The following is a 22,079-nucleotide window of genomic DNA, read 5'->3' on the forward strand; positions in this document are numbered from 1 at the left end:
GAGGCAGGCGACGGGCGCGACGAGCAGTCCGCTGACGCCGCCGCGATCCGTCCGCGCCGATCAGTCCGGTCGGTCAGTCCGCGTCGTAGCGGCAGGTCACGGAGCCCGTGCCGCTCTGCTCGACGACCAGCTCGTCGTTCCACAGAATCTGACAGCTCACGGTCGAGTCCGTGTCGTCGTCCGGGGCGGTGACGACGATCTCCGCCGAATCGCCGGTCGTCGTGTACTGCTTCCAGCCGCTGGAGGCCCACTCCTCGTCGTACGCCTGTGTGTCATCGGCGAAGGAGACCGTGAATGTGGGTCCGCCCGTGGCGCGCACCTCGACATGGTTGAGGCCGTTGCCGGCGAGGACGCCGACTGCCATCACGACGACGAGAATGAGATCGACCATGAGGGCGACCGCTGCGACGACGACGGCCGCCGTTCCCGTGCGAGCGACCGCGGAGCGTCTCGCTCGACCGCCCAGCAGGAGAGCGACGATCGCCAGCAGTGCGGCGGCTGCTGCGACCGGGAGCAGGGCCGGTACGGGCACGAGGAGCACGATCAATGCGACGGAGATCAGCAGAGCCACGGCGCCGATCCAGAGGCTGACGATCGCGCGCCGCGATGAGCCTGATGCGAGCGCGGGACGTTTCCGCGCGGCGCTGTCGGGAGTCTGCGTCATGATGGACCTCCGGGTCATTGTTTCCACCGACCGCGCCGCCGTCGACGGTCGCGCCGTTCGGTGGGACAGTCTAACGAGTGGATCCGCGGGCGATGCGGGTGTCGTCCTGTCGCGAGCGAAGGAGTCCGGGAATCGATTAGTCTCTCGGTGGAGCCGTCCCGACGCGTCGAGAGATGTCCGGGCGGCACTTGACGGAAATCGAGACTGGAGGGGATCGAGATATGCCTGACTATTCGGAGTTGCCGGACATCATCGGCAAGATGAAGCGCGCCGCGATCGACTGTTTCATGGCGGACCAGGGCTTTCACCCGAACTGGGGAAATGACCAGATCTACGCGAAGTGGGGCTTCATGCTCAACTTCTACAACCGGCCGAATGCCGCAGGCGAGGGTGGGGGCGACGGCAACGGCGTGAACCACTCGGTCGCACCGGCTTTCGACGACATCCGGGCCGCGATCGATGCCCGCGTGTCGAAGTGGCTTGATCTGCCGGACGGCGGCGACGCCTGCGAGGCGCCGGCGAGTGCGACCTCGGCGGCAGCCGCGATCCTCGGCACCTCGGGCGCGGGTGCGTCGGTGCAGAACACCGGTGCGATCGGCACAGCCAATGACTCGGTGCACGAGATGATGGCGAACAAGATCGAGGGCAGCTTCAAGCCCGCGTTCATCGACAAGTACTACATCCAGTTCCAGTCCGTCACCCACGGCCTGGGGGACGCATGCGTGATCCTCCAGCTCAACTACAGCGCTCAGGCCGCCATGTGGCCCGCCGCGCGACAGGACGTCGTGTCGATCTGCGACAGCGCTCGCGCCGCCTGGGACCAGAAGGCGGGGAACGCCGCTGCGGCCAACGGGACGCTCGTGCTGACCGTCGTCGGAGCGGTGGCGGGCGTCGTATCCGCGATCGTGACGGCCGGCACGGGCACGGTGGCCGCAGCAGCCGTGCTCTCGGGAATCGCCGGCGCGGCCAGCAGCGCCGTGCAGGGGATCGCCCGCAACGTCGTCATCGAGGGCAACACCTATTCCGACATCCTGTCGTCTCTCGACGAGGCGCTCGGCAATCTCGATAAGGCGCTCGAGAAGCAGGAGAACGAGCTCAACGACGCGATGACCGAAGCCGCGAGCATCATCCGCTCCGACAACGCCACCTACAATCTGGACGCGTTCGCTCTCGGCCCGTACCCGGTCGGTGACGGCACGATGAGCATGGACAGGAGCAATGCGACCGTGGTGTCGAACAGCATGGGCCGGATCGATACGGAGCTCGCCAGTGCCGCAGCGGCGCTCGGGAGCGCGCCGGCGTCGAACCCGACTCCCCGCGGCGCCGGTGTCGGGCGCTCGTCGAACGGCACGCATTACGCGGCGAGCGACCTCTACGCGCTGACGGCGCGCTGCCTGGCCCTCACCGTGGCCGAGTATGCCCGAGGGCATCAGCTGTTCGACGCGACTGTCGAGGACTTCTTCTCGTCGGATTCCGCGGCTTCGCAGGAGGTCTCGCGCCTCCTTGCCGAAGAGATCCTCAGCGCGAATCTGGGGGTGTGAGCTGATGGAGAGCCGTCATCTCGGACAGATCACCCTCGACGGCGGAACCGGAGGAGGCGCGATGAACGGCTCGGTGCCGTTCGACGGAGACGATGTGCAGGTGCGCATCGAGATCGACTATCCGGACCGCTTCGACGAGTCCGTCCTCAACGACGTCGATATGGTTCTCGACAATCTCGCCTTCCTCGACGAGATGGCGCGCACCACCATCTCCGAGGGAGTGCAGCGCGACAGCTCACCCGCGGCGAGTGTCTTCCGCACCTGGGAACAGGGCCGGGTCGGGGGCGCCTCGGCGGGTGACTTCGTGGACGCGCTCTCGGTCGCGCGCGTTCTCATCCTGCCGGACGGCGGAACCGCGAACAGGGACCGCGTCGTGATGAGCTACGTCGCGGCCGGCGCGGCGGCGCTGGGCAGCGTCCGAGTCAAGTTCGTCGAGCCGACCGGTCCTGAGCTCACACTCAGCTACCGCTGATCCTTCGCAGCCGAGCGATCTCGATGTCGCTCGGCTGCGAGGCCGGCGTGAGGTACACATGCGAAAGGCCCCTGATCGGAATATCTCCCGACCAGGGGCCTTTCGTGTGTCGCATTCTCGTTGCGGGGACAGGATTTGAACCTGCGACCTCCGGGTTATGAGCCCGGCGAGCTACCGAACTGCTCCACCCCGCGGCACGATCAATAGCCTAACACGCGAATCAGGAGTGCGCGAATCGAGCCGCGAGGACGCGTGTGCGAGAGGATGGGAGCATGCCAGAGACCCCCGCCGTGCCCGTCGCTGTGCCCGTCGCCGTCTGTCAGTTCGCCCCCACCGCCTCCCGTGCGGCCAACCGGGATCGGATCGCGGAGCTGACGGCGGAGGCCGCCGCACGCGGTGCCAGGCTGGTCGTGTTCCCCGAGTACTCGAGCTACTTCGTGGATCCGATGGACGCCACTCTCGCCGAGAACGCGGAGCCACTCGATGGTGAGTTCGTGTCGACACTGACTGCGCTGGCCTCCGACTACGCGGTGGTGATCGTGGCGGGGCTGGCCGAGCAGGCCTCGGACGCCGCTCATGTGAGGAACACGGTGGTCGCGGTGCGCGGCGACGGCATCCTCGCGACCTATCGCAAGCAGCACCTGTATGACGCCTTCGGCCAGACCGAGTCCGACTGGGTCGAGGCGGGGGAGGTCGGGGGAGCGGCGACGTTCGAGCTCGCGGGCATCCGATTCGGACTGATGACCTGTTACGACCTGCGATTCCCCGAGGTGTCGCGCACTCTGATGGATGCCGGCGCCGACGCCCTGGTGGTGCCGGCCGAGTGGGTCCGCGGTCCGCTCAAGGAGCACCACTGGACCACGCTGCTGGCGGCACGCGCCATCGAGAACACCGCGTACGTGATCGCCGCCGACCACCCGACTCCGATCGGCGTCGGGCACTCGCAGATCGTCGATCCGCAGGGCGTCGTGCTCGCCGGGGTGGGAACGAACGAGGGCATCGCGGTCGCGACAGTCGAGCGGAGCACGATCGATCGCGTGCGGGCAGTGAACCCGTCCCTGCGCGGGCGCCGATACGCCGTCGGTCCGCGCTGAACGAGAGCGTTCAGAAGCTCGTCGCGAGCCTCGTCGCCGCGTCCTCCAGGATCTCGACGCGTTTGCACGCCGCGAAGCGGACGAGCCCGGCGTACTCGCGTCGGCGTGACTGCGACACGAAGGCGGTCAGCGGGATCGCGACCACTCCTGCGCGTTCGGGAAGTGCGCGGCAGAACTCCGCGGCATCCGCTCCGCCGAGCGCTGACGCGTCGGCCACCGTGAAATAGCCGCCCTGGGGCGGATGCACGGTGAACCCGGCGGCGCGCAGGCCGGCGCCGAGTATCTCGTGCTTGCGCGCCAGCGTCGACGCGGCACCCGCGAAGAACGCATCTCCGAGGCGCAGACCCACGGCGATCGCCGGCTGGAACGGCGAGCCGTTCACGTATGTCAGATACTGCTTCACGGTCAGCACAGCGGTGATGAGATCGGCGGGGCCGTGCACCCAGCCGATCTTCCAGCCGGTCGCGGAGAACGTCTTGCCCGCCGACGAGATCGTGAGCGTGCGCTCGGCGGCACCCGGCAGGGTGGCGACGGGGGTGTGCGGGATCTCGAACGCGAGATGCTCGTAGACCTCATCGGTGACGATGATCGCATCGTGCAGATCGGCGAGACGGACGACCTCCGAGAGCACCTCGCGACCGAAGACGGCTCCGGTGGGGTTGTGGGGGTCATTGACCAGGATGATGCGCGTGCGGTCGGACACCACGTCCGCCAGCTGCTCGAGATCGGGCTGGAAGTCCGGAGCGCGCAACGGCACCGTGCGCAGTCGCGCGCCGGCGAGAGCGACCGCCGCCGCGTAGGAGTCGTAGTACGGCTCGAAGACGACGACCTCGTCGTCAGGACCGTCGATGAGGGCGAGCAGCGTCGCGGTCAGCGCCTCGGTGGCGCCGGCCGTCACGATCACCTCTGTGGAGGGGTCGACCTCGAGCCCGTAGAAGCGCCGCTGGTGTTCGCTGATCGCGGCGAGCAGGTCGGGGTTCCCTCTTCCGGGCGGGTACTGGTTCACCCCGTGGGAGATCGCGTCCCTGGCAGCGTCGAGCACTTCTGCAGGACCGTCCTCGTCGGGGAAGCCCTGGCCGAGATTGATCGCACCGGTTCGGGCCGCAGCAGCGGACATCTCTGCGAAGATGGTGGGCGCGACGGTTCCGTCTGGTGCGAGCAGACCGGCTCCCGCTGCCGTGCGCCGCCATGCGCCGGGGATGACACTCATGAAGAACAGGCTAAGGCCATAGGTGAAACTCATCTCCGCCATACGAAACGCACAGATACAGGCGTCACTCTGAGAGGGCGTTGTTGAAGGAGCACACACCATGAACGAAGACAGCACCCAGGACCACACGGCACCTGCGTCGAATGACGCAGCGCCGTCCACCGAGGCAGCAGAGGTCGTCGACCGTTCGACGACGGATGCCGCCGCTCAGACCCCCGGCATCGTCGCCGCCCCGGGGCCATATCAGGGACACCACGTTCCCGCGACGTTCACATCGTCACCCGCGCCGGCATTCGAGGCGCCGGCCGCCCCGGTGGCGCCGGACGCCCAGACCGTCCCGCAGCAGTACCTCGGAGCGCCGGGACACCACCCTGGCCACGCATCGGGACCGGTCGGCGGACCGGCCGCGGCCTCTCCCGGTGCGGCGTTCGGTCTGCACACCGGAGCGCAGCCCGGGCAGCCGGTCGACGGCTCCGTCAAGGTCAAAGAGCAGAAGCCGCGCGCCGGAGTGAAGTTCGCCGCGATCGTCGTGGCGGCTGCGCTCGTCGGCGGTGTCGCGGGCTTCGGCGGCGGAGCGATCCTCAACGGGATCTCCGACCAGAGTTCGACGGGCGTCGCCCAGGGTCCCGAGACCATCACCGTCAACAACCCCGGCTCCGTCAACGAGACGACGGCCGTCGCGACCGCGGCGCTCCCGTCGGTCGTCACCATCGAGGTGGCCGGCTCCGATCAGGGCGGCAGCGGATCGGGCGTCATCATCAGCGACGACGGCTACGTGCTCACGAACACTCACGTGGTGACGCTCGGCGGCGCAGTCGCCGATCCCACGATCCGCGTCACCACGTCGGACGGCCGCATCTTCTCGGCGACCGTCGTCGGGACCGACCCGATCTACGACCTCGCCGTCATCAAGCTCGAGGACGCGACAGATCTCACCCCGATCGACTTCGCAGACTCCTCCAAGCTCAACGTGGGGGACACCGCGGTGGCTCTGGGCGCGCCGCTCGGCCTGTCGAACTCGGTCACGACCGGAATCGTCAGTGCTCTGAACCGCAGCATCCAGATCGCGTCGTCGGCGCTTCCGGACTCGTCCTCGGAAGATGCTCCGCAGAACGAGCAGCAGACGCCTGAGGAGGGCGAGGGCCCGTTCCAGTTCGATCTGCCCGGCAACACCTCGCAGCAGACGTCGGAGTCGATCTCGATCGCCGTGATCCAGACGGATGCCGCCATCAACCACGGCAACTCCGGCGGCGCGCTCGTGAACAGCAAGGGCGAGCTCATCGGCATCAACGTCGCGATCGCGAGCTCCGGGAGCTCGGAGGAGTCGGGATCCATCGGGATCGGCTTCGCCATCCCCGCGAACATCGCTCAGCGGGTGTCGGAGGAGATCATCGCCGACGGCGCAGCCACCCATGGCCTGCTCGGGGCGTCGGTGCAGGATGCGGCCAGCGTCAAGGATGCCGACGTGTCGGGTGCCTACATCGCGGATGTCACCGGTGGCGGCGCCGCCGCGGCCGGCGGGCTGAAGGCCGATGACATCGTGACCGCGTTCAACGGCGTGCCCATCACGAGCGCCAGCGACCTCACGGCGCAGGTGCGGGCGGCAGCCGGGGGCAGCGACGCGAAGGTCACGTACATCCGTGGCGGCAAGGAATACGAGGCCGATGTGACCCTGGGCGACCTCGCCGGCTGACTCCGGCAACCGTGCTCACCGAGAAGGACGCCACCCCGCGATAGGCTCGCGGGGTGGCGTCCTTCTCTTTCGGCTCCGGCAATGCGGCCAAGCTGCTTCGGATACCGCTCTATCTCGCCGGACGCGCCGGCACCCTCGTGATTCCGCGAGGCGCCCGATGGGTGTTCGGGTGCGGTGCAGGCGTCGGGGATGGGGCTCTCGCCCTGCACCGTGTCGCCGCAGCTGAGGGGCACGACACCGTGTGGCTCACGTCCTCCGATCGGGAAGACCGCGATGCCGCGGCGCTCGGCCTCCGCACGATGCGCAAGGGCAGCCTACGAGGGTGGTGGACGACGGCGCGTGCCCGCGTCGTCGTCGTCACGCACGGCCTCGGCGACGTCAACCGCTATGCGGTGTCCGGTGCCTTCGTCGTGCAGCTCTGGCACGGCATCCCCCTCAAGCGGATCGGATTGGACTCACCCGCGACCACGCAGGTCCCGGACGTCCCCGGTGCGCCGCTGCTGCGTCGTCTCGTCGGCTTCCTGTACCGCCGAGCCGCTCAGCGGATCCGAGTCTTCCCGGCCGCATCGCACCGGTCGAGGGGTCGGCTCGAGTCGGCCTTCGCGCTCGGCGACGGCCGCGTCGTCGTCACGGGCGAGCCGCGCGTCGACGTGCTGTCCGCAGGCGACCCGACCGAGCGTCGGGCCGCCGCGTCCGATGCGCTGGCGCGCGTCGTCGGCGAATTGCCGACCGCATCTCGGACGATCCTCTACGCCCCGACCTGGCGCGACGGAGCCGATGATCCGGCAGTCCCGTCGGCGACTCAGTGGGTGCGGATCATCCAGATGCTCGAGCAGCGGGATGCCGTGCTGCTCGTTCGCTCCCACCCGCTCGGAGAGGGCGGGTATGCGCCTCCGCTGCCCAGCAGAAGGGTGCGGATGCTCGGCTCCGGCCTGCTGACCGACGTCACGCCGGTGCTGCCGGCGATCGATGTGCTCATCACCGACTACTCCTCGATGGCGTACGACGTGGGACTCTTGAGAATGCCGGTGCTGTTCCTCGCTCCCGACGCCGAGGACTACGCGCGGACGAGAGGCTTCTACGGTCGGTTCCAGGACGTCGCCGGCGACGACGCCGCGACCGGCTGGGACTCGCTCTTGCCGCAGCTGTCTGCACTTCTGGACGACGAGGACCTCTTCTCTGCACGCGCCGAGCGTTCGGATACGCTCAGCGCGGAGATGCACGCCTTCCGCGACGGCGGCAACACCCGGCGCGTCTACGAGACAATCCGTGCGCGGGGGATCCCCGCGCCGAAGGGAGCAGCATGACCACGGCCCGGATCGATGGGGCGGCAGAGACGCTGGTCATCGCAGGCGCCGGCCAGCGCCCCACCACCGCCGAGCTGATCGGGCCGCGCGCCCGGGTCGGCGCGCGCATCACCGGCGGAGGCAAGACCTGGAAGGCGACGTTCCCGCTGCGCGCGGCACGGTGGGGCGGCCCTGAGCTTCCCCTGCCGACTGGGGACTACGAGCTGCACATTGCAGACGTGGAGCTCGGTGATCTCCTCGTCGCAGCGGAGGTGCTGACCGGCGTGCGCGTCGCCGTCGACGGGACGACCGTGCGCATCGCGGCCCCGATCGATCCCGCCTATGAGACGAGCGAGGGGCAGGCGACGCTCGAGGGCCGCTACCTCGCGCATCCCGGGGCGACCGAGAACGCCGTCTTCTTCGAGAGCTTCTACGGACGTGCCGTCGGCTGCAACCCGCAGGCTATCGACCGCGCCTTGTTCGCGCAGGCGCCGGACGTCACGCGCTACTGGAGTGTGGTCGACCTGTCGGTGGCGGTTCCCGACGGGGCGATCGCGGTGGTCGAAGGCAGCCCGGAGTGGTGGCGTGCCCGCGCGGCATCCCGCCTGCTCGTGGTCAACGACTGGCTGCGCCGTCGCTTCGCCCGCAAGCCCGGCCAGAAGGTGCTGCAGACCTGGCACGGCACACCCCTGAAGCGGCTGGCGCTGCACCGTCCGGGGTTCGCTCCTCGACGGATGGCGGCGGTCATCAAGGAGTCTCGACGCTGGGACGTGCTCCTGGCACAGAACACCTACTCCGAGCGCATTCTCCGCAAGGCGTACGCATTCTTCGGACGGCCCATCTGGGTCGAGGGGTATCCGCGGAACGACGCTCTGGTCACCGGGGATGCCGCAGCGATCCGCGCGGACCTGGGCATCGCCGACGGCGAGCGCGTGCTGTTGTATGCGCCCACCTGGCGCGACGACCGACCCGAGATGGTCGACTTCATCGACGCGGAGGCGCTCGCCAGGCAGACGGACTCCGTCGTGCTCGTGCGCGGCCACTCGCGCACGATCGACACGGGACGGGACCGAGCGGGCGCTCGCGTGATCGACGTCACCGGATACCCCGAGACCTCGCAGCTTCTGCTCGCCGCCGACGTGTTGATCACCGACTATTCCTCGGTGATGTTCGATTTCAGTGTCACGGGCAAGCCGATGTTCTTCCTCGTGCCCGACCTCGACCACTATCGCGGAGAGCTCCGTGGGTTCTACTTCGATCTCGAGACCCGCGCCCCCGGCCCTCTGGTCCGCACGCAGGATGAACTGGTCGCGGCACTCGCCGACGGCGAGCACGGGAACGTCTATGCCGAGCGATATCGTGCCTGGCGGGCGCAGTTCAACCCGCGGGATGACGGTCGCTCCGCCGAGCGGGTCGTCGCGCGGATCCTGGACCAGGGGTACGTCACCCGGTGAGCCGGTCGGTGGTGCGGCGCGTCAGGGGAGTGGCGTGTTGCGGGTGCCGAGTCGGGACGCGTCGACCGTGTCGCGAGCGCCGCGCAGCACGCCCTCGATGAAGCCGAGGCCCCAGGAGAGGTGCATGGTGGGCAGAACCAGCAGTGTCCACAGTCTCTGGCGCAGCCCGCCACCGCCGGGGAGGCAGGCGACGCCCACCACGAGCAGCAGATACGCCACCAGCGGCAGATAGACCACGGCCCCGACGACGAGCGAGAGAGCGCCGGAGAGGATGCCGGTCAACTGCAGGACGCCGGTGAGGAGAGCGGCCGCGACGAGGACGACGAGCGCCGGGGGAGCGAAGTACCGGATGCCGTTGCGGCGTCCGTATCGTCGCACGAGTTCGCCGCGCCACGCGCCCGTGGCCCGGAACTGACGGGCGAGGCGCAGCCAGCTCTCGCGAGGCCAGTAGGTCACCGAGAGATCGGGATCGAACCAGACGAGATGTCCTGCCTGGCGGATGCGGAGGTTGAGCTCCCAGTCCTCTCCGCGACGTATCGACTCGTCGAAGAGCCCGACCTCGTCGAGCACCGACCGACGCATGACGCCGAGGTAGGCGGATTCGGCCTCGCCCTCGTGGGTGCCGCCGTGGTAAGCCCCGCCGCCGAGGCCGACGGGGGAGTTGTAGAGGCGCGCGACGGAGGTCTGGAACGGCGTGCGCCCGTCAGCGCGCATCACACCGCCGACGTTCGCGGCACCCGTGCGTTCGAGAGTCGCGAGGGCGAGGGCCGCATAGCCCGGAGCGAGTTCGGAATGGGCGTCGACGCGGACGATCGTCGCGAAGCGACTCGCTCGGATCGCGGCGTTCAACCCGACCGGGATGTGAGCTGCGGGGTTGTCGACGAGGCGGATCCGCGCGTCCCCGGCGGCCAGGCGCTGCGCGAGTTCCGTTGTGCCGTCGGTGGAAGGCCCGAGCGCGAGCACCAGCTCTGCGGGGACAGTGAGCTCCTGCTGGAGCACGGAGGCGACTGCGTGCTCCAGATAGGCGCGCTCGTTGAGCACGGGCATGACGAAAGACACTCCGTTCTCCGGGGCGGCGATGTCGTTGTCAGGCACATGACGATCATGGCATGCGCTTCTCGCGCGTTCGCTGATTCCCGGCACCGGTGATCTCGGAAGGCGTCAGGCGGGGCGAGCCGCCGCACTCGGTATCCTGGAGGGATGGGTGCTGTGTCCGATGCGAAGAAGGCCTACCGTCTGCTGAAGCGGGCGCTCGCCTCGCGCAAGGCTGTGCAGCGAGTGCGGCGGCGCCTCGCCGAGCGCGAACCGCACCCGCCGGAGCACTACCAGGTGGCGGTGTACTTCGCCGACGGCGACGTGAACATGTACCAGATGCGGCAGTGGTATCGCCCTCTCGTGGAGCTGTCGAAGCACTGGCCCGTCGTCGTGCTGTCCCGGTCGGCGACGGGCGCCGACAAGCTGCTCGACGAGGACGGTCCTCCCGTCGCCTTCGTCCCGACGATCCGTGATCTCGAACGCTTCCTCAGCACGCAGGACATCCGTGTCGTCCTCTACGTGAATCAGAACACCCGCAACTTCCAGATGTTCCGCTACGGCAGGCGCTGGCACGTGTTCATCAATCACGGCGAGTCGGACAAGATGTACATGACGACCAATCAGTACAAGGCGTACGACTACGCCCTGGTCGCAGGACAGGCTGCCCGTGACCGCCTGTCACGGACTCTCTGGGACTGGGACATCGATCGACGGACGATCGAGATCGGCCGGCCGCAGGCCGACCACTACTCGGGCACGCTGCCGTACGTTCCGGACGAGCGCACCGTGGTGCTCTACGCCCCGACGTGGGAGGGCGACCGCCCGAGCGCGCACTACGGGTCGATCGCCACCCACGGCGAGACCCTCGTCACGACGCTGCTCGCCTCGGAGAGGCACCGCGTGATCTACCGCCCGCACCCGCGAAGCGGCGTGATCGACGACGCGTACGGTGCCGCGCACCGACGCATCATCGCCGCCATCGCGGCCGCCAACGCCGCGGATCCGTCCGCACAGCACGTCTACGACGACGGCGCGGAGCTCGGATGGCAGCTGGCCGCCGCCGATGTCGCGATCGTCGACATCTCGGCGATGGTCTACGACCGCCTCGCAGTAGGCAAGCCGCTGATGATCACACGGCCGGCCGACGAGAGGGCATCGATCGACACCAACGGCTACCTGTCGGACTGTGAATGGCTCGACGCAGGCGCTGCGGGTGACATCGTCGCCGAGGTGGAACGCGTGCGTGCCGACGAGGTCGCCATCGCGAGGCTGCGCATGTGGGTGCAGCACTACTTCGGAGACACGACCCCCGGAGTGGCCACAGAGAAGTTCCACGCCGCGATCGCGCAGCTCATGCAGAAGTGGGATCGTTGGCAGGCGAACGAGATCGGGGCAGTGCGCACCGATGAGGACGATGACGACGAAGAGGCCGACGAAGAGGAGGTCTGACGTGGACCTTCCACTCACTGCCGCGGTCGCCTCATGTCTCGAGGTGCTGACCGAAGCAGGCTCGACGAACGACATCTTGAGCGAGCGAGCGCGCGATTCGCCGTCGACGCCGCACCTGTCCGTTGTCGTCACCGACAACCAGACGGCGGGGCGCGGCAGACTCGGCCGCTCCTGGACATCCGCGCCTGGCGCATCGCTCGCCGTCTCCGTGCTGCTGCGGAGGCTGCCCTCGGCGGCGGATTCGCGAGGCTGGATCCCGCTCGCGGCCGGAGTGGCGATGGCGGATGCGATCGCCGAACAGCTTCCCGACCACGACGTGGCGGTCAAATGGCCGAACGACATCTTGGTCGACGGCCGCAAGATTTGCGGAATCCTGGCGCAGGCGACTCAGGATGCGGTCGTCGTCGGAACCGGTGTGAACACGGCGATGACACGGTCGGAGCTTCCGGTGCCGACCGCGACGTCCTTCGCGATCCTCGGCGTCGAGGCCGACGCCGACAGGCTTCTCGCCACCTACCTGCGCGCACTCGATCAGCTGGTCTCCGAGCTCGCGGGAGCGGGCGACGCCGTCTCGAGCGGTCTCCACGCCGCCGCGACCGAGCGGTGCGCCACGATCGGTCTCGACGTCAGGGTCTCCCTTCCCGGCGATTCCGTCCTCGTCGGAAGAGCCACCGGACTCGACGTGGACGGTCGGCTCGTCGTGCAGGGGGAGGGTGCCGAGACATCGATCTCTGCCGGAGATGTGGTGCACGTCCGTCCGGCGTGAGTCTGACACGCCCGGCGCGCGAGCGGCGATGTCGGCGGTTGCGGGCACAATGGAGGGGTGACTCAGCCCGTGACTCTCGGCGGAAGGCCGACGATGCCACCGCCGGGTGCGCCCGCGGAAGAGCTGCTCATCGCCCGGTTCCGCACTCACGCCCGGAGGCTCTTCTGGTCGGCGCTCGTGCTCATCGCCGTCTTCGGTGCGACGTCCTTCTTCTACGACAACCTCCCGGCGCCGTTCGAGAACTGGATGCTGCTGAGTGCAGCCGGGGCGATCGTCCTCCTGTTGGTCGTCGTGCCCTGGGTCATCTGGTACTCGCGCTCCGTTACTCTCACCACGCGGAGGGTCATCGTCAATCACGGTATCGGCGCCCGCAACAGGCGGGAGATGTCGCACGCTCGGGGATACACGATCGGCGTCCGCCGCGGCATGATCCAGCGGATGTGGGGCGTCGGAACGATCACCCTCTCGAACGGGGTCGATGCGCCGTTGCGTCTGCCCAATGTCCCGAACGTGACGCTCGTGCACGAGACACTGGCCGATCAGATCGAGGTGAGCCAGATCCTGGCGCACCGCGATGCGCAGTCAGGTCACGACGGCACTGCCGGATTCTGAGCGCGGTACCGCGTCGGGCGGGACGCGTGAACGCCGCCGGCGCTGATGCGCGAGAATGGTCAGGACGAAATGGAGGCGGCCCATGGCGCTGCGCGTTGGTGTGATCGGTGGAGGCCAGCTGGCTCGGATGATGATCGCTCCGGCGGTCGAACTCGGACTCGATCTGAGGGTGCTCGCTGAGGACGAGGGGATGTCCGCGCAGCTCGCCGCGACGGCGGTCGGCGACTACCACGACCTCGAGGTCGTCCGCGCGTTCGTCCGCGACGTGGACGTCGTCACCTTCGACCACGAGCACGTGCCGCAGGAGGTGCTGCGGGCACTGGTCGCCGACGGGGTCGCCGTGCACCCGGGGCCGGACGCCCTGCAGTTCGCCCAGGACAAGCTCCTGATGAGGGCGAGGCTCGAAGAGCTCGGGGTTCCTCAGCCGGACTGGGCGCCGGTGCGCGACTCCTCCGCGCTGCAGGCATTCCTCGACGAGCACGACGGGCAGGGTGTCGTGAAGACCCCCCGCGGCGGATACGACGGCAAGGGAGTCCGCGTGGTCCGAGAGGCCGGCGAGGCTCAGGACTGGTTCGACGGGCTCGCCGACGGCGAGGCGCTGCTGGTCGAGGAGCTGGTCGGATTCGTGCGCGAGCTCGCGCAGCAGGTGGCTCGTCGTCCGGGCGGCCAGATCGTCGCCTACCCGGTGGTCGAGACGGTGCAGCGCGGGGGTGTGTGCGCAGAGGTGATCGCGCCGGCGCCTCATGCGGCCGAGCGCCTCGTCCGGGTCGCCGAGGAGATCGGTCGATCGATCGCGGAAGGACTCGGGGTCACCGGGATGCTCGCGGTCGAGCTCTTCGAGACCGACGATGAGCGCATCCTCGTGAACGAACTCGCCATGCGCCCGCACAACAGCGGCCACTGGAGCCAGGACGGCGCAGTGACCGGGCAGTTCGAACAGCACCTGCGAGCTGTTGCGGACCTGCCCCTCGGCGACACCGCGCCTCAGGCGGCGTGGTCCGTGATGGTGAACATCCTCGGAGGGCCGCAGACCGGCACGCTCGGCGACCGTTTCGCCGGAGCCATGTCCGAGCATCCGTCGGCGAAGATCCACACCTACGGAAAGAGCCCGCGACCGGGTCGCAAGGTCGGGCACGTCAATGTGACGGGCGACGACCTCGACGACGCGGTGTACGTCGCGCGCGCCGCGGCGGCGCACTTCGACTGAGCGTGCGGTCAGGGGTGTGCCGTTCGGGGTTTCTCCCAGCACCAGACCGTAGCCTGAGTGGGTGACTGAGCCACTGCACTCCTCCACCGCGCCCCTCGTCGGCGTCGTCATGGGTTCCGACTCCGACTGGCGCGTGATGAGCGACGCCTCTCAGTCGCTGAGCGACTTCGCTATCCCGCACGAGGTGGAGGTCGTCTCGGCGCACCGCACCCCCGACAAGCTCATGCAGTACGCGCGGGAAGCGCGCGGTCGCGGCATCCGTGTGATCATCGCAGGTGCCGGCGGGGCCGCTCATCTTCCCGGGATGCTGGCCTCGATGACCGCGTTGCCGGTCATCGGAGTCCCCGTTCCGCTCGCGTACCTCGACGGGATGGACTCGCTTCTCTCCATCGTGCAGATGCCCGCCGGAATCCCGGTCGCGACGGTGTCGATAGCGGGAGCGCGCAACGCGGGCATCCTCGCGGCGCGGATCCTCGGCACCTCCGACGATGACCTCGCCGATCGTGTCGAGGCCTACGCGCTCGACCTCGAAGCGCAGGTCGAGGAGAAGAACGATCGGCTGAAGGGGTCCCTGTGACCCTTGCGCCGCCGCGAGGTACGGCGCGACCACTGATCGAGAGCCGCCCGATCCGGCATCCGAACACCGCCGATGCGGGGATGATGACGAAACGCGGGTGGTGGCTGGTGCTGCTCAACCTGCTGGTGCCCGGTTCTGCCCAGGTTCTCGCCGGCAATCGCAGGCTCGGACGCTTCGGTCTCGGGGCGACGCTGACCGCATGGCTGCTCGTGATCGTGGGCGCAGGGCTGGCGCTGTTCGCTCGTCCTGTGCTGCTGTGGCTCACGGTGGGCGGAGGCTGGTTCTCCGCGGTCATCCTGACTCTCGTCCAGGTGCTGCTGATCGCCTACCTCGTGCTGTGGGTGGTGCTCACCTTCGATGTGCTGCGGCTCGTCCGACTGGTCAGGGTTCCGGGCCCGTCCAAGTTCGCGATCCCACTCGTCGCCCTGCTTCTGCTCGGTCTCGTCGGAACTGGAACGGCATACGCGGCGTCGTACGTCGGCACAGCCCGGGGAACGATCAGTACGATCTTCGGACAGAGCGGGCCCAGCCTGCCGCCGAGCGAGGGGTATTACAACATCCTGCTGCTCGGAGCGGACAGCGGCGAGGGCCGAGACTCGATGAGGTTCGACAGCATCTCGGTGGTCTCGGTGAACGCGACCACCGGCGCCGTGACGATCACCGGGATCCCGCGCGAGCTGCCCAATGCGCCCTTCAGCGAGGGAAGCCCGATGCAGGCTCTGTATCCCAACGGCTTCGAGGGCCACAGCTCCAGCGCGTGCGGCTGGAACGGCTGGATGAACCACGTGCGCAATGCCGCAGAGATCTGCCGTGACGACAACGGCACGGGCCTGTACCCGGACGCCGCATCGCACGGTTCCGATCCCGGCATCGAGGCGACCAAGGATGCGGCGGAGGGCGTTCTCGGCATCGAGATCCCGTACTACGTCTTCGTCGACATGCACGGCTTCGCTGCGCTCGTCGACGCGCTCGGCGGTGTGGACATCACTGTGACGGAGCGGCTGCCCAAGGGTGGCCCACCCGAGGGCACCGACCCGTATGACGTCGACGCATGGGCGATCGGGTGGATCGAGGTCGGCGAGCAGCACATGGACGGTGACACGGCGCAGTGGTATGCGCGATCGCGGTACACGACGAGCGACTGGGATCGGATGAAGCGCCAGCGCGAACTGCAGGAGGCGATCCTCGCGCAGTTCACCCCGCAGACGGTGCTCACGCGCTTCAACGAGGTGGCCGCCGCGGGTACCGCGCTGATCAGCACCGATCTGCCTCAGGACAAGCTGCCCGAGTTCTTCGACCTGATGACGAAGGCCCGGGAGCAGACCGTCGCCACGATCGAGCTCACTCCTGACAACGGGGTGGACGAGCACACCCCTGACTACGGGTACATCCACGAGCTGGTCCGGCAGACGCTGCACCCGCCGACGGAGACGCCGACGCCGACTCCGTGATCGGCGACGTCGATCGGGATGTTCTCCCTCGAACGGCCGGTGCACATGAGTGAGCCCACGGCCGCCACCTGAGAGTGAAGGTGGCGGCCGTGGGCCTCCGGTTCAGGACCGGATTCACCAGACGACGGTGATCGGAGGGGGAGGGATCACCGTCGTCCAGTCGGTTCCCGCTGAAAGCGGGGACCTGACCTAGGCGCGCTTACGGCGCGTGACGCCTGTGGCGACGAGAACTCCACCAGCCACCAGAGCAGCTGCCCCACCTCCGAGAACCCACGGCGAGACGCTGCCGCCCGTGAGGGCGAGCTCGAGCCCGCCGCCGGTGAGCGGAAGCTCCGTGCCCGCGGCCGCGACACCGGGATCGTGGTCGCAGCTCACCGCCGAATCGTGGCCGTGCGAGACGGTGATCGTCGCCGTGTACGACCGCGACCCGTCGAAGGCGAGTGCGTAGGAGCCCTCGCCGTCGGCCGGCGGGCGGAAGGTGACGACGAGGCTGCCGTCCGCCGCGGCCGTGTTGCCCGAGACAGCGGAGTCGCCCGCGTTGAGGCCAGAGACCGACACTCCGACGTTCTCAGACGGCAGGAAATAGCCTGCGCCGAAGACGACGGTGGACACTTCGCAGATGTCGATGATCGGATCATCGACGCTCACCCGCGGCGTGCCGGCATACGAGTCGGACTCGGTCGGAACGACCGGTGAGGCGGAGGCGACAGCAGGTGCCATGAGCACGAGTACGCCAGCGGTAAGGCTGATGGCAGCCAGTTTCTTCAGCATGATTCTCCCCAGAAATACACGCGGAATCGCCTTCGGAGACACCCCTGCATCCGACTGCGTGAGCTCTTCCTGTCCCCACGACAGAATTGCAGAACTCAGATATTCCCCAGTGAGAATGACCCTACATCATCGAATCAAGAAAGTCACGACGCGCAACGCAGTTGTTCGCGGGACACGTCGGGTGCGGTGACCATGGGCGTGTGATCGACCACCGTCAGTCGTTCTCCGGCGCCGGTTCCCTGATATTCGACGGTGATCGTCGACGATTCGCCCGGAGCCAGCAGCACCTCGTGCTGAACGGCGGAGCGGGAGCCGAGCAGAGCCGTTTGCACACTGACCTCTTCTCCGTCGCGATCGATATGAGACGGGGTCGCGCCCTCGGGGCCGTACACGGTGATCAGGGTCCTGGTCGACCCGGCGGGTACTCCGTAGAACCCGTTAGCGGTCACGTATGGCGGCAGCGCCGTCCCGGCGTCCGCGGGCGCGTCGTTCTTCCAGGTCACCGTCACCTGCGTGGTCGGTTCGCCGTCGCACGTGCCGATCGACGTCGTGATGGCCGCGTCCGCGTAGAAGTCCATCTTCCCGCCGGTCGTGTCGTTGAAGAGCACGCCGACGTGGGTCTGGGGGCCGTCCTCGGGCAGCGCCCCGCCGAGCGTCGACGCCGACAGGATCGCCTCCTCATCCTCATGCGCGCTCCAGATGCGGATGCGTCCCTCGTCGGCCGACTCGGCGAGGGCGGCGACGAGATCCTTCGGGGCCGCTTCGGTCAGTGCAGCGGACAGCAGCGCTCCCGCCGCCTGGGAGAAGATCTCATCCTGCGCCGCCGGATCGGGCACGCTGGCGTAGATCTCCGAGATCAGCAGGCCCACGACGGTGTCTTTCGTCGCGCTGAACGGCCCGAAGGTGAGCGGGCCCGTGGCTGCGACGAGGTTCTCCGTCATCACGGCGTCGACCGCGATGACGCCATCGATGGGGTGTCCGAATCGGTTCTGCCACCGCGCCGCGATCGCGGGGCCCGCTTCGGTGAAGTCCGGAATGCTCGTCAGGTTCTGCATATACCGACCGGGGCTGTCCTCGAAGAGGGCGACGGTCGACTCGCTCAACGGCAGCGGCGTGTCGAGGGAGGGGAAGTCCGGAACGGAGGCCTGCTGCACGAGCGTGATCCGGCCGTTCTCGGCGTGCAGCAGGGCGATCGCCCCGATGATGCCGCCGGACGATCGCAGCTCGGCATTGTTCTGCATCGCGAGCACATAGTTGCGGGGACCCTCTCCGCCGAGCATGCTCGGCAGCAGCGCGGACGCTCCATGCAGCGCTCCCACGACGGTGGCAGCCTGCGTGACGGCCGATCGCATCTCTCGCACGGCATCGGCGAGCGGAGGAATCGTCGCGCCCGCGTCGATGTCGAGCGCTCGCGTCTCCGCAGAGGTCAGCGTGGCACTCGCCTCAGCCAACGGGGGCTCGATCTGCGCGAAAGGCGTGAGGTCCACGACGCCACCCGAGAGGCCCAGACTCGCCAGATCGAGTTCCTCAGCGGCGGCCAGCACCGGAACGAGCGCGTCCGACGCGACGTCGTCGGCGATCTCGGCGACGTCGCTCACCGCCGAGAAGTTCGGTCCGAGCCAGGGCAGCAGACCGAAGCCTGACCAGATCGGATCGGATGTCAGGTCGTGCGCGGACCCTGCGTGGTGAGCGATGCGCGCAGAGAGCGTTGCGGCCGTGTCGAGGTCGCCCTGCCCGATCGCCTGCTTGAGCTTCGACGACGCCGCCGAGACCTGCTGCAGATCGTTCACAGCACCGATTCCGCGGATGCCCACCCAGCCGATCGCGAGCACGATGAGGGTCACGATCACGCCGATGGTCCACCGCAACCATCGACGACGCACAGGCAGACGTCCGTCACTCACCCCTGCATTCAAGCACGAAGCGAGATATCGGCGGCGGACGGCCCCGCAATCCTCCGCGCACCCGGTGCTGCTCCCAGGTTCGGGGCGGGTGGGCGATTACTGTTGTCGCATGGGTGCTCGGCTGCGTGTTGTTCTGGATCAGCTGACGCATGTCGTGCACGCGGACCACGCCTCAGCGGCGTCGGACCTCACCGCTGCGCTCATCTCGACCGCCCCCTCCGGGTGCGAGGTCGAGGCCATCGTCCCGTCGGGCGTCGACGTGCAGATCCCGGGTCTGGTCGACGTGCGCAGACTGTCACTCGCGCGGCGCGAGCTCGCGGCGTCCTGGCAGTTGGGCATCGTCCCCGGGGTGGGCGGGGGGCTCATCCATTCGCCGACCCTGATGGCTCCGCTGGTGCGTCACGACCGCCTGCACGACCTCGATCAGACGACAGTCACGCTGTGGGATCTGCAGGCGTGGGACGAGCCGGATTCGCTCACCAAGTCCGTGGTCGCCTGGCAGCGGGCGATGCTGAAGCGAGCCGTCAAGCACGCGGATGCCGTCGTGGTGCCCTCCCACTCGGTCGGTGAGCGACTGGCGGAGATCGCGAAGCTGAGCGGACGGATTCGCGTCATCCCTGGGGCCGCCCCAACTGCTCTGGTGATGCCCCTCGACGCGCGAGAACGACGAGCCGCTCTGTCCCTGACGGAAGGGTATGTGCTGCTCACCGGATCGGCGCAGTCGCTCGAGCACGGCTTCCGGGCAGCTGTCGCATCCGGCAGGGATGCCGTCGTGCTCGACGCTCCGGAAGGGGCAGAACCGCGACTCGTCGAGGTCGCAGTGGCCGCAGGGCTGCCTGAAGCGCGGGCCCACATCCGCGGCGCACTGTCGACGGAGGATCGGGCGGCCGTCTTCGCCGGGGCGTCGGCGCTGGTCGCGACCAGCCCACGCGCTGCGTGGCCATGGCGTGCGGTCGAGGCCATGACCCTCGGTGTGCCGGTGGTCGCCGTCGACAGCGGAGTCCATCGGGATGTGATCGCTGACGGGGGCGCGATCGTGCCGTCGACCGAGATGGTCGAGGCCGTCGTCGATGCGGTCGGCGACGGCGCACGGCGTCTGAGCGTGCTCGGCGCGGATCGATCGAGGTCGTTCTCCTGGCTCGGCGCGGCCGAGCGTGTGTGGGGACTCCACGCGGATCTCTGAGACGCACATCACCGCTGTCGTCGAGCTCGCCGACAGCGTCAGCGGGCTCTCAGGAGCGCATGACCTCGACGGCTTCCGCGCTCGGTCCGTCGAAGCGCACTTTGCCCTTCTGAAGCAGGATGCCGCGGTCGCACAGGTTCGAGACCATGTTGAGGTCGTGGCTGACCACGACGAGCGTCTTCCCCTCAGCGTGCAGTTCGCGCACGCGAGCGAGGCACTTCTTCTGGAACGGCTCGTCGCCGACCGAGAGGATCTCGTCGATCAGCAGGACGTCCATCTCGGTGTGGATCGCCACGGAGAACGCGAGTCTGAGGAACATGCCGGACGAATAGTGCTTCACCTCGGTGTCGATGAACTGCTCGATCTCGCTGAACGCGACGATCTCGTCGTACCGAGCCTCGGTCTCCTTCTTGCTCATGCCGAGGATCGCGGCGTTGAGGAAGATGTTCTCGCGTCCGGACAGATCGGGGTGGAACCCCGCGCCGACCTCGATCAGGCCGGCGATGCGGCCGCGAGTGAGCACGGTGCCGGCATCGGGCTCGAGAACACCCGAGATCAGCTTGAGCATCGTCGACTTGCCCGATCCGTTGAAACCGAGGAGAGCGACGGATTCGCCCTGCTGGATGTCGAACGACACGCCGTCCAGGGCGTGGAAGTCGGTCGTCAGCGGCTTGCGACGGATCGCGGCGAGAGCCGTCTCCTTGATCGAATGCGTGTGCCGGAGCTTGAACGTCTTGTGGACGTCGTCGATGATGATCCGCGGAAGTGGCTGCGCATCAGAGATCTTGGGCAAAGCGGCCCTCCAGTCGGCGGAAGACGAGCTGGCCGATGACCAGCGCGATGAGAGACGTCACGAGGGCGATGAGCCCGTACATCCACACGTCGGGGAGCGGGGACGCGTCAGGCCCGAGCGGGAACCAGACGCCGTAGTGGAAGAGCTCCACGGCGGCGGTGATGGGGTTCAGTCGATAGAGGACGAAGAGCCAGTCGGGTACGACATTGGCGACCTGCGTCCACTCGTACATCACGGGGGAGGCCCAGATCGCGACCATCACGATGATCTCGACGAAGCTCTGCGCATCGCGGAACGTCACGTTGATCGACCCGAAGAAGAGCCCGAGGCCACTGGCGAGCACGGCGATGATGACGAGTGCGAGAAGGATGGCGCCGAGCGAGGCGAAGGTGGGCGCCCACCCGAAGAACAGCGAGATGGCGATCACGACGATGATCTGCGGCACCGTGTTCACGGCGGCGATCATCATGCTGGCGATCGGGAACATCTCGCGAGGCAGGTAGATCTTCTTGATGAGCGCCGCGTTGTCGACCAGGGACCGGGTGCCGTTGGAGAACGCCTCGTTGAAGAAGGTGACGACGGTGATGCCCGAGAGCAGATAGATCGGGAAGTAGTCGACGCGGTCGTTCAGGCCGAGGAACACGCCGATCGCGACGAAGAACACCACGAACTGCACGAGTGGCTTCACGTACGACCACAGCCAGCCGAAGATGGAACCCCGATACCGGATCTGGACTTCCTTGCGCACGATGAGCGAGAGGAGATGCCGTTGCCGGAAGACCTCGAGGAGCCCTCGATTCGCGCCAGGAGTCGTCATTCTCTGGTCGTCGGCTGTGCGAGCCTGTTGCACCGCGATTCCACCTTCCGAGGCGCCGACGGTCTCGGGCGCACCGAGAGCAATCATACGATCCTCCGCG

20 protein-coding genes and 1 tRNA gene are annotated in these 22,079 nt (G+C 68.1%); 13 read left to right on the forward strand and 8 right to left on the reverse strand.

The genetic code is table 11. The annotated features are described in order from the left end of the window. Positions 1-73: 73 nt before the first annotated feature. Positions 74-664 carry a hypothetical protein gene (locus AB0P11_RS12525; RefSeq protein WP_056278129.1) on the reverse strand — a complete coding sequence of 197 codons (591 nt, stop codon included), beginning with the start codon at positions 662-664 and terminating at the stop codon, positions 74-76. A gap of 221 nt (positions 665-885) precedes the next feature. On the opposite strand from AB0P11_RS12525, the gene AB0P11_RS12530 reads away from it, so the two are divergent. Both AB0P11_RS12530 and AB0P11_RS12535 read left to right on the forward strand, forming a co-directional pair. Next, positions 886-2,205: a hypothetical protein gene (locus AB0P11_RS12530; RefSeq protein ID WP_053095606.1), complete on the forward strand. Its 1,320-nt coding sequence runs from the start codon at positions 886-888 to the stop codon at positions 2,203-2,205. A gap of 4 nt (positions 2,206-2,209) precedes the next feature. After that, the gene (locus AB0P11_RS12535; RefSeq protein ID WP_053095607.1) at positions 2,210-2,677 is read left to right on the forward strand and encodes a hypothetical protein; all 468 of its coding nucleotides are present in this window, start codon (positions 2,210-2,212) and stop codon (positions 2,675-2,677) included. A gap of 120 nt (positions 2,678-2,797) precedes the next feature. On the opposite strand, the gene AB0P11_RS12540 is transcribed toward AB0P11_RS12535, so the two are convergent. Further along, positions 2,798-2,871 (reverse strand) — tRNA-Met (locus AB0P11_RS12540). 78 nt (positions 2,872-2,949) lie between these two features. Between AB0P11_RS12540 and AB0P11_RS12545 the strand changes: the two genes are divergently transcribed. Further along, positions 2,950-3,771 carry a carbon-nitrogen hydrolase family protein gene (locus tag AB0P11_RS12545; protein WP_056278131.1) on the forward strand — a complete coding sequence of 274 codons (822 nt, stop codon included), beginning with the start codon at positions 2,950-2,952 and terminating at the stop codon, positions 3,769-3,771. 10 nt (positions 3,772-3,781) lie between these two features. On the opposite strand, the gene AB0P11_RS12550 is transcribed toward AB0P11_RS12545, so the two are convergent. Further along, the gene (locus AB0P11_RS12550) at positions 3,782-4,981 is read right to left on the reverse strand and encodes an aminotransferase class I/II-fold pyridoxal phosphate-dependent enzyme (protein WP_363522254.1); all 1,200 of its coding nucleotides are present in this window, start codon (positions 4,979-4,981) and stop codon (positions 3,782-3,784) included. 100 nt (positions 4,982-5,081) lie between these two features. Between AB0P11_RS12550 and AB0P11_RS12555 the strand changes: the two genes are divergently transcribed. From AB0P11_RS12555 to AB0P11_RS12565, 3 genes are read left to right on the forward strand one after another with little or no spacing between them, the layout of a single operon-like run. Further along, complete coding sequence (locus tag AB0P11_RS12555; RefSeq protein ID WP_072591023.1) at positions 5,082-6,674, forward strand: trypsin-like peptidase domain-containing protein; 1,593 nt, start codon at positions 5,082-5,084, stop codon at positions 6,672-6,674. A gap of 53 nt (positions 6,675-6,727) precedes the next feature. Further along, on the forward strand, positions 6,728-7,981 hold the full coding sequence (locus AB0P11_RS12560; protein WP_363522257.1) for a CDP-glycerol glycerophosphotransferase family protein: 1,254 nt from the start codon (positions 6,728-6,730) through the stop codon (positions 7,979-7,981). Continuing rightward, positions 7,978-9,414: a CDP-glycerol glycerophosphotransferase family protein gene (locus AB0P11_RS12565; protein WP_363522259.1), complete on the forward strand. Its 1,437-nt coding sequence runs from the start codon at positions 7,978-7,980 to the stop codon at positions 9,412-9,414. The genes AB0P11_RS12560 and AB0P11_RS12565 overlap by 4 nt, the downstream gene beginning before the upstream one ends. A 21-nt stretch (positions 9,415-9,435) precedes the next feature. Here the strand turns inward: AB0P11_RS12565 and AB0P11_RS12570 are convergent, their stop codons facing one another. Continuing rightward, positions 9,436-10,461 (reverse strand): glycosyltransferase, encoded by a 1,026-nt coding sequence (locus AB0P11_RS12570; RefSeq protein ID WP_053099055.1) that lies wholly within the window; start codon positions 10,459-10,461, stop codon positions 9,436-9,438. A 153-nt stretch (positions 10,462-10,614) separates the two neighbouring features. On the opposite strand from AB0P11_RS12570, the gene AB0P11_RS12575 reads away from it, so the two are divergent. From AB0P11_RS12575 to AB0P11_RS12600, 6 genes are all read left to right on the forward strand, one after another. Continuing rightward, a complete protein-coding gene (locus AB0P11_RS12575) occupies positions 10,615-11,898 on the forward strand; it encodes a CDP-glycerol glycerophosphotransferase family protein (protein WP_056278141.1) in 1,284 nt (427 codons plus the stop codon). Position 11,899: 1 nt separating this feature from the next. Next, positions 11,900-12,664, forward strand: a complete 765-nt coding sequence (locus AB0P11_RS12580; RefSeq protein WP_230100650.1) for a biotin--[acetyl-CoA-carboxylase] ligase — start codon at positions 11,900-11,902, stop codon at positions 12,662-12,664. 57 nt (positions 12,665-12,721) lie between these two features. Next, on the forward strand, positions 12,722-13,276 hold the full coding sequence (locus tag AB0P11_RS12585; protein WP_056278146.1) for a PH domain-containing protein: 555 nt from the start codon (positions 12,722-12,724) through the stop codon (positions 13,274-13,276). Positions 13,277-13,358: 82 nt separating this feature from the next. Further along, a complete protein-coding gene (locus tag AB0P11_RS12590; protein ID WP_363522262.1) occupies positions 13,359-14,483 on the forward strand; it encodes a 5-(carboxyamino)imidazole ribonucleotide synthase in 1,125 nt (374 codons plus the stop codon). Between the two features lie 109 nt (positions 14,484-14,592). Beyond that, positions 14,593-15,060, forward strand: a complete 468-nt coding sequence (gene purE / locus AB0P11_RS12595; protein ID WP_053099056.1) for a 5-(carboxyamino)imidazole ribonucleotide mutase — start codon at positions 14,593-14,595, stop codon at positions 15,058-15,060. An 80-nt stretch (positions 15,061-15,140) separates the two neighbouring features. Next, positions 15,141-16,511: an LCP family protein gene (locus tag AB0P11_RS12600; RefSeq protein WP_222839157.1), complete on the forward strand. Its 1,371-nt coding sequence runs from the start codon at positions 15,141-15,143 to the stop codon at positions 16,509-16,511. 189 nt (positions 16,512-16,700) lie between these two features. Here AB0P11_RS12600 and AB0P11_RS12605 read toward each other — a convergent pair whose 3' ends face one another. Both AB0P11_RS12605 and AB0P11_RS12610 read right to left on the reverse strand, forming a co-directional pair. After that, entirely contained in the window at positions 16,701-17,282 is a 582-nt protein-coding gene (locus tag AB0P11_RS12605; protein WP_053095618.1) for a hypothetical protein, read from the reverse strand. Positions 17,283-17,425: 143 nt separating this feature from the next. Then, complete coding sequence (locus AB0P11_RS12610; protein WP_230100649.1) at positions 17,426-19,186, reverse strand: DUF4012 domain-containing protein; 1,761 nt, start codon at positions 19,184-19,186, stop codon at positions 17,426-17,428. A 109-nt stretch (positions 19,187-19,295) separates the two neighbouring features. On the opposite strand from AB0P11_RS12610, the gene AB0P11_RS12615 reads away from it, so the two are divergent. Further along, entirely contained in the window at positions 19,296-20,369 is a 1,074-nt protein-coding gene (locus AB0P11_RS12615) for a glycosyltransferase (RefSeq protein ID WP_363522265.1), read from the forward strand. A 49-nt stretch (positions 20,370-20,418) separates the two neighbouring features. On the opposite strand, the gene AB0P11_RS12620 is transcribed toward AB0P11_RS12615, so the two are convergent. Together AB0P11_RS12620 and AB0P11_RS12625 are read right to left on the reverse strand one after the other, a co-directional pair. After that, a complete protein-coding gene (locus tag AB0P11_RS12620) occupies positions 20,419-21,162 on the reverse strand; it encodes an ABC transporter ATP-binding protein (RefSeq protein ID WP_053095621.1) in 744 nt (247 codons plus the stop codon). Continuing rightward, entirely contained in the window at positions 21,146-21,979 is an 834-nt protein-coding gene (locus AB0P11_RS12625) for an ABC transporter permease (protein ID WP_053099057.1), read from the reverse strand. The genes AB0P11_RS12620 and AB0P11_RS12625 overlap by 17 nt, the downstream gene beginning before the upstream one ends. Between the last annotated feature and the right edge of the window lie 100 nt (positions 21,980-22,079).

Origin of the sequence: Microbacterium sp. NPDC079176 (assembly GCF_040686675.1) — a bacterium.
Taxonomy (GTDB): domain Bacteria; phylum Actinomycetota; class Actinomycetes; order Actinomycetales; family Microbacteriaceae; genus Microbacterium.

Bases quoted from the DNA above. Each gene is read 5' to 3' on its own strand.
- AB0P11_RS12525 (WP_056278129.1), bottom strand. From the start codon at position 664: ATGACGCAGACTCCCGACAGCGCCGCGCGGAAACGTCCCGCGCTCGCA.
- AB0P11_RS12530 (WP_053095606.1), top strand. From the start codon at position 886: ATGCCTGACTATTCGGAGTTGCCGGACATCATCGGCAAGATGAAGCGC.
- AB0P11_RS12535 (WP_053095607.1), top strand. From the start codon at position 2,210: ATGGAGAGCCGTCATCTCGGACAGATCACCCTCGACGGCGGAACCGGA.
- AB0P11_RS12545 (WP_056278131.1), top strand. From the start codon at position 2,950: ATGCCAGAGACCCCCGCCGTGCCCGTCGCTGTGCCCGTCGCCGTCTGT.
- AB0P11_RS12550 (WP_363522254.1), bottom strand. From the start codon at position 4,981: ATGAGTGTCATCCCCGGCGCATGGCGGCGCACGGCAGCGGGAGCCGGT.
- AB0P11_RS12555 (WP_072591023.1), top strand. From the start codon at position 5,082: ATGAACGAAGACAGCACCCAGGACCACACGGCACCTGCGTCGAATGAC.
- AB0P11_RS12565 (WP_363522259.1), top strand. From the start codon at position 7,978: ATGACCACGGCCCGGATCGATGGGGCGGCAGAGACGCTGGTCATCGCA.
- AB0P11_RS12570 (WP_053099055.1), bottom strand. From the start codon at position 10,461: ATGCCCGTGCTCAACGAGCGCGCCTATCTGGAGCACGCAGTCGCCTCC.
- AB0P11_RS12575 (WP_056278141.1), top strand. From the start codon at position 10,615: ATGGGTGCTGTGTCCGATGCGAAGAAGGCCTACCGTCTGCTGAAGCGG.
- AB0P11_RS12590 (WP_363522262.1), top strand. From the start codon at position 13,359: ATGGCGCTGCGCGTTGGTGTGATCGGTGGAGGCCAGCTGGCTCGGATG.
- purE (WP_053099056.1), top strand. From the start codon at position 14,593: ATGGGTTCCGACTCCGACTGGCGCGTGATGAGCGACGCCTCTCAGTCG.
- AB0P11_RS12600 (WP_222839157.1), top strand. From the start codon at position 15,141: ATGATGACGAAACGCGGGTGGTGGCTGGTGCTGCTCAACCTGCTGGTG.
- AB0P11_RS12605 (WP_053095618.1), bottom strand. From the start codon at position 17,282: ATGCTGAAGAAACTGGCTGCCATCAGCCTTACCGCTGGCGTACTCGTG.
- AB0P11_RS12615 (WP_363522265.1), top strand. From the start codon at position 19,296: ATGGGTGCTCGGCTGCGTGTTGTTCTGGATCAGCTGACGCATGTCGTG.
- AB0P11_RS12625 (WP_053099057.1), bottom strand. From the start codon at position 21,979: ATGACGACTCCTGGCGCGAATCGAGGGCTCCTCGAGGTCTTCCGGCAA.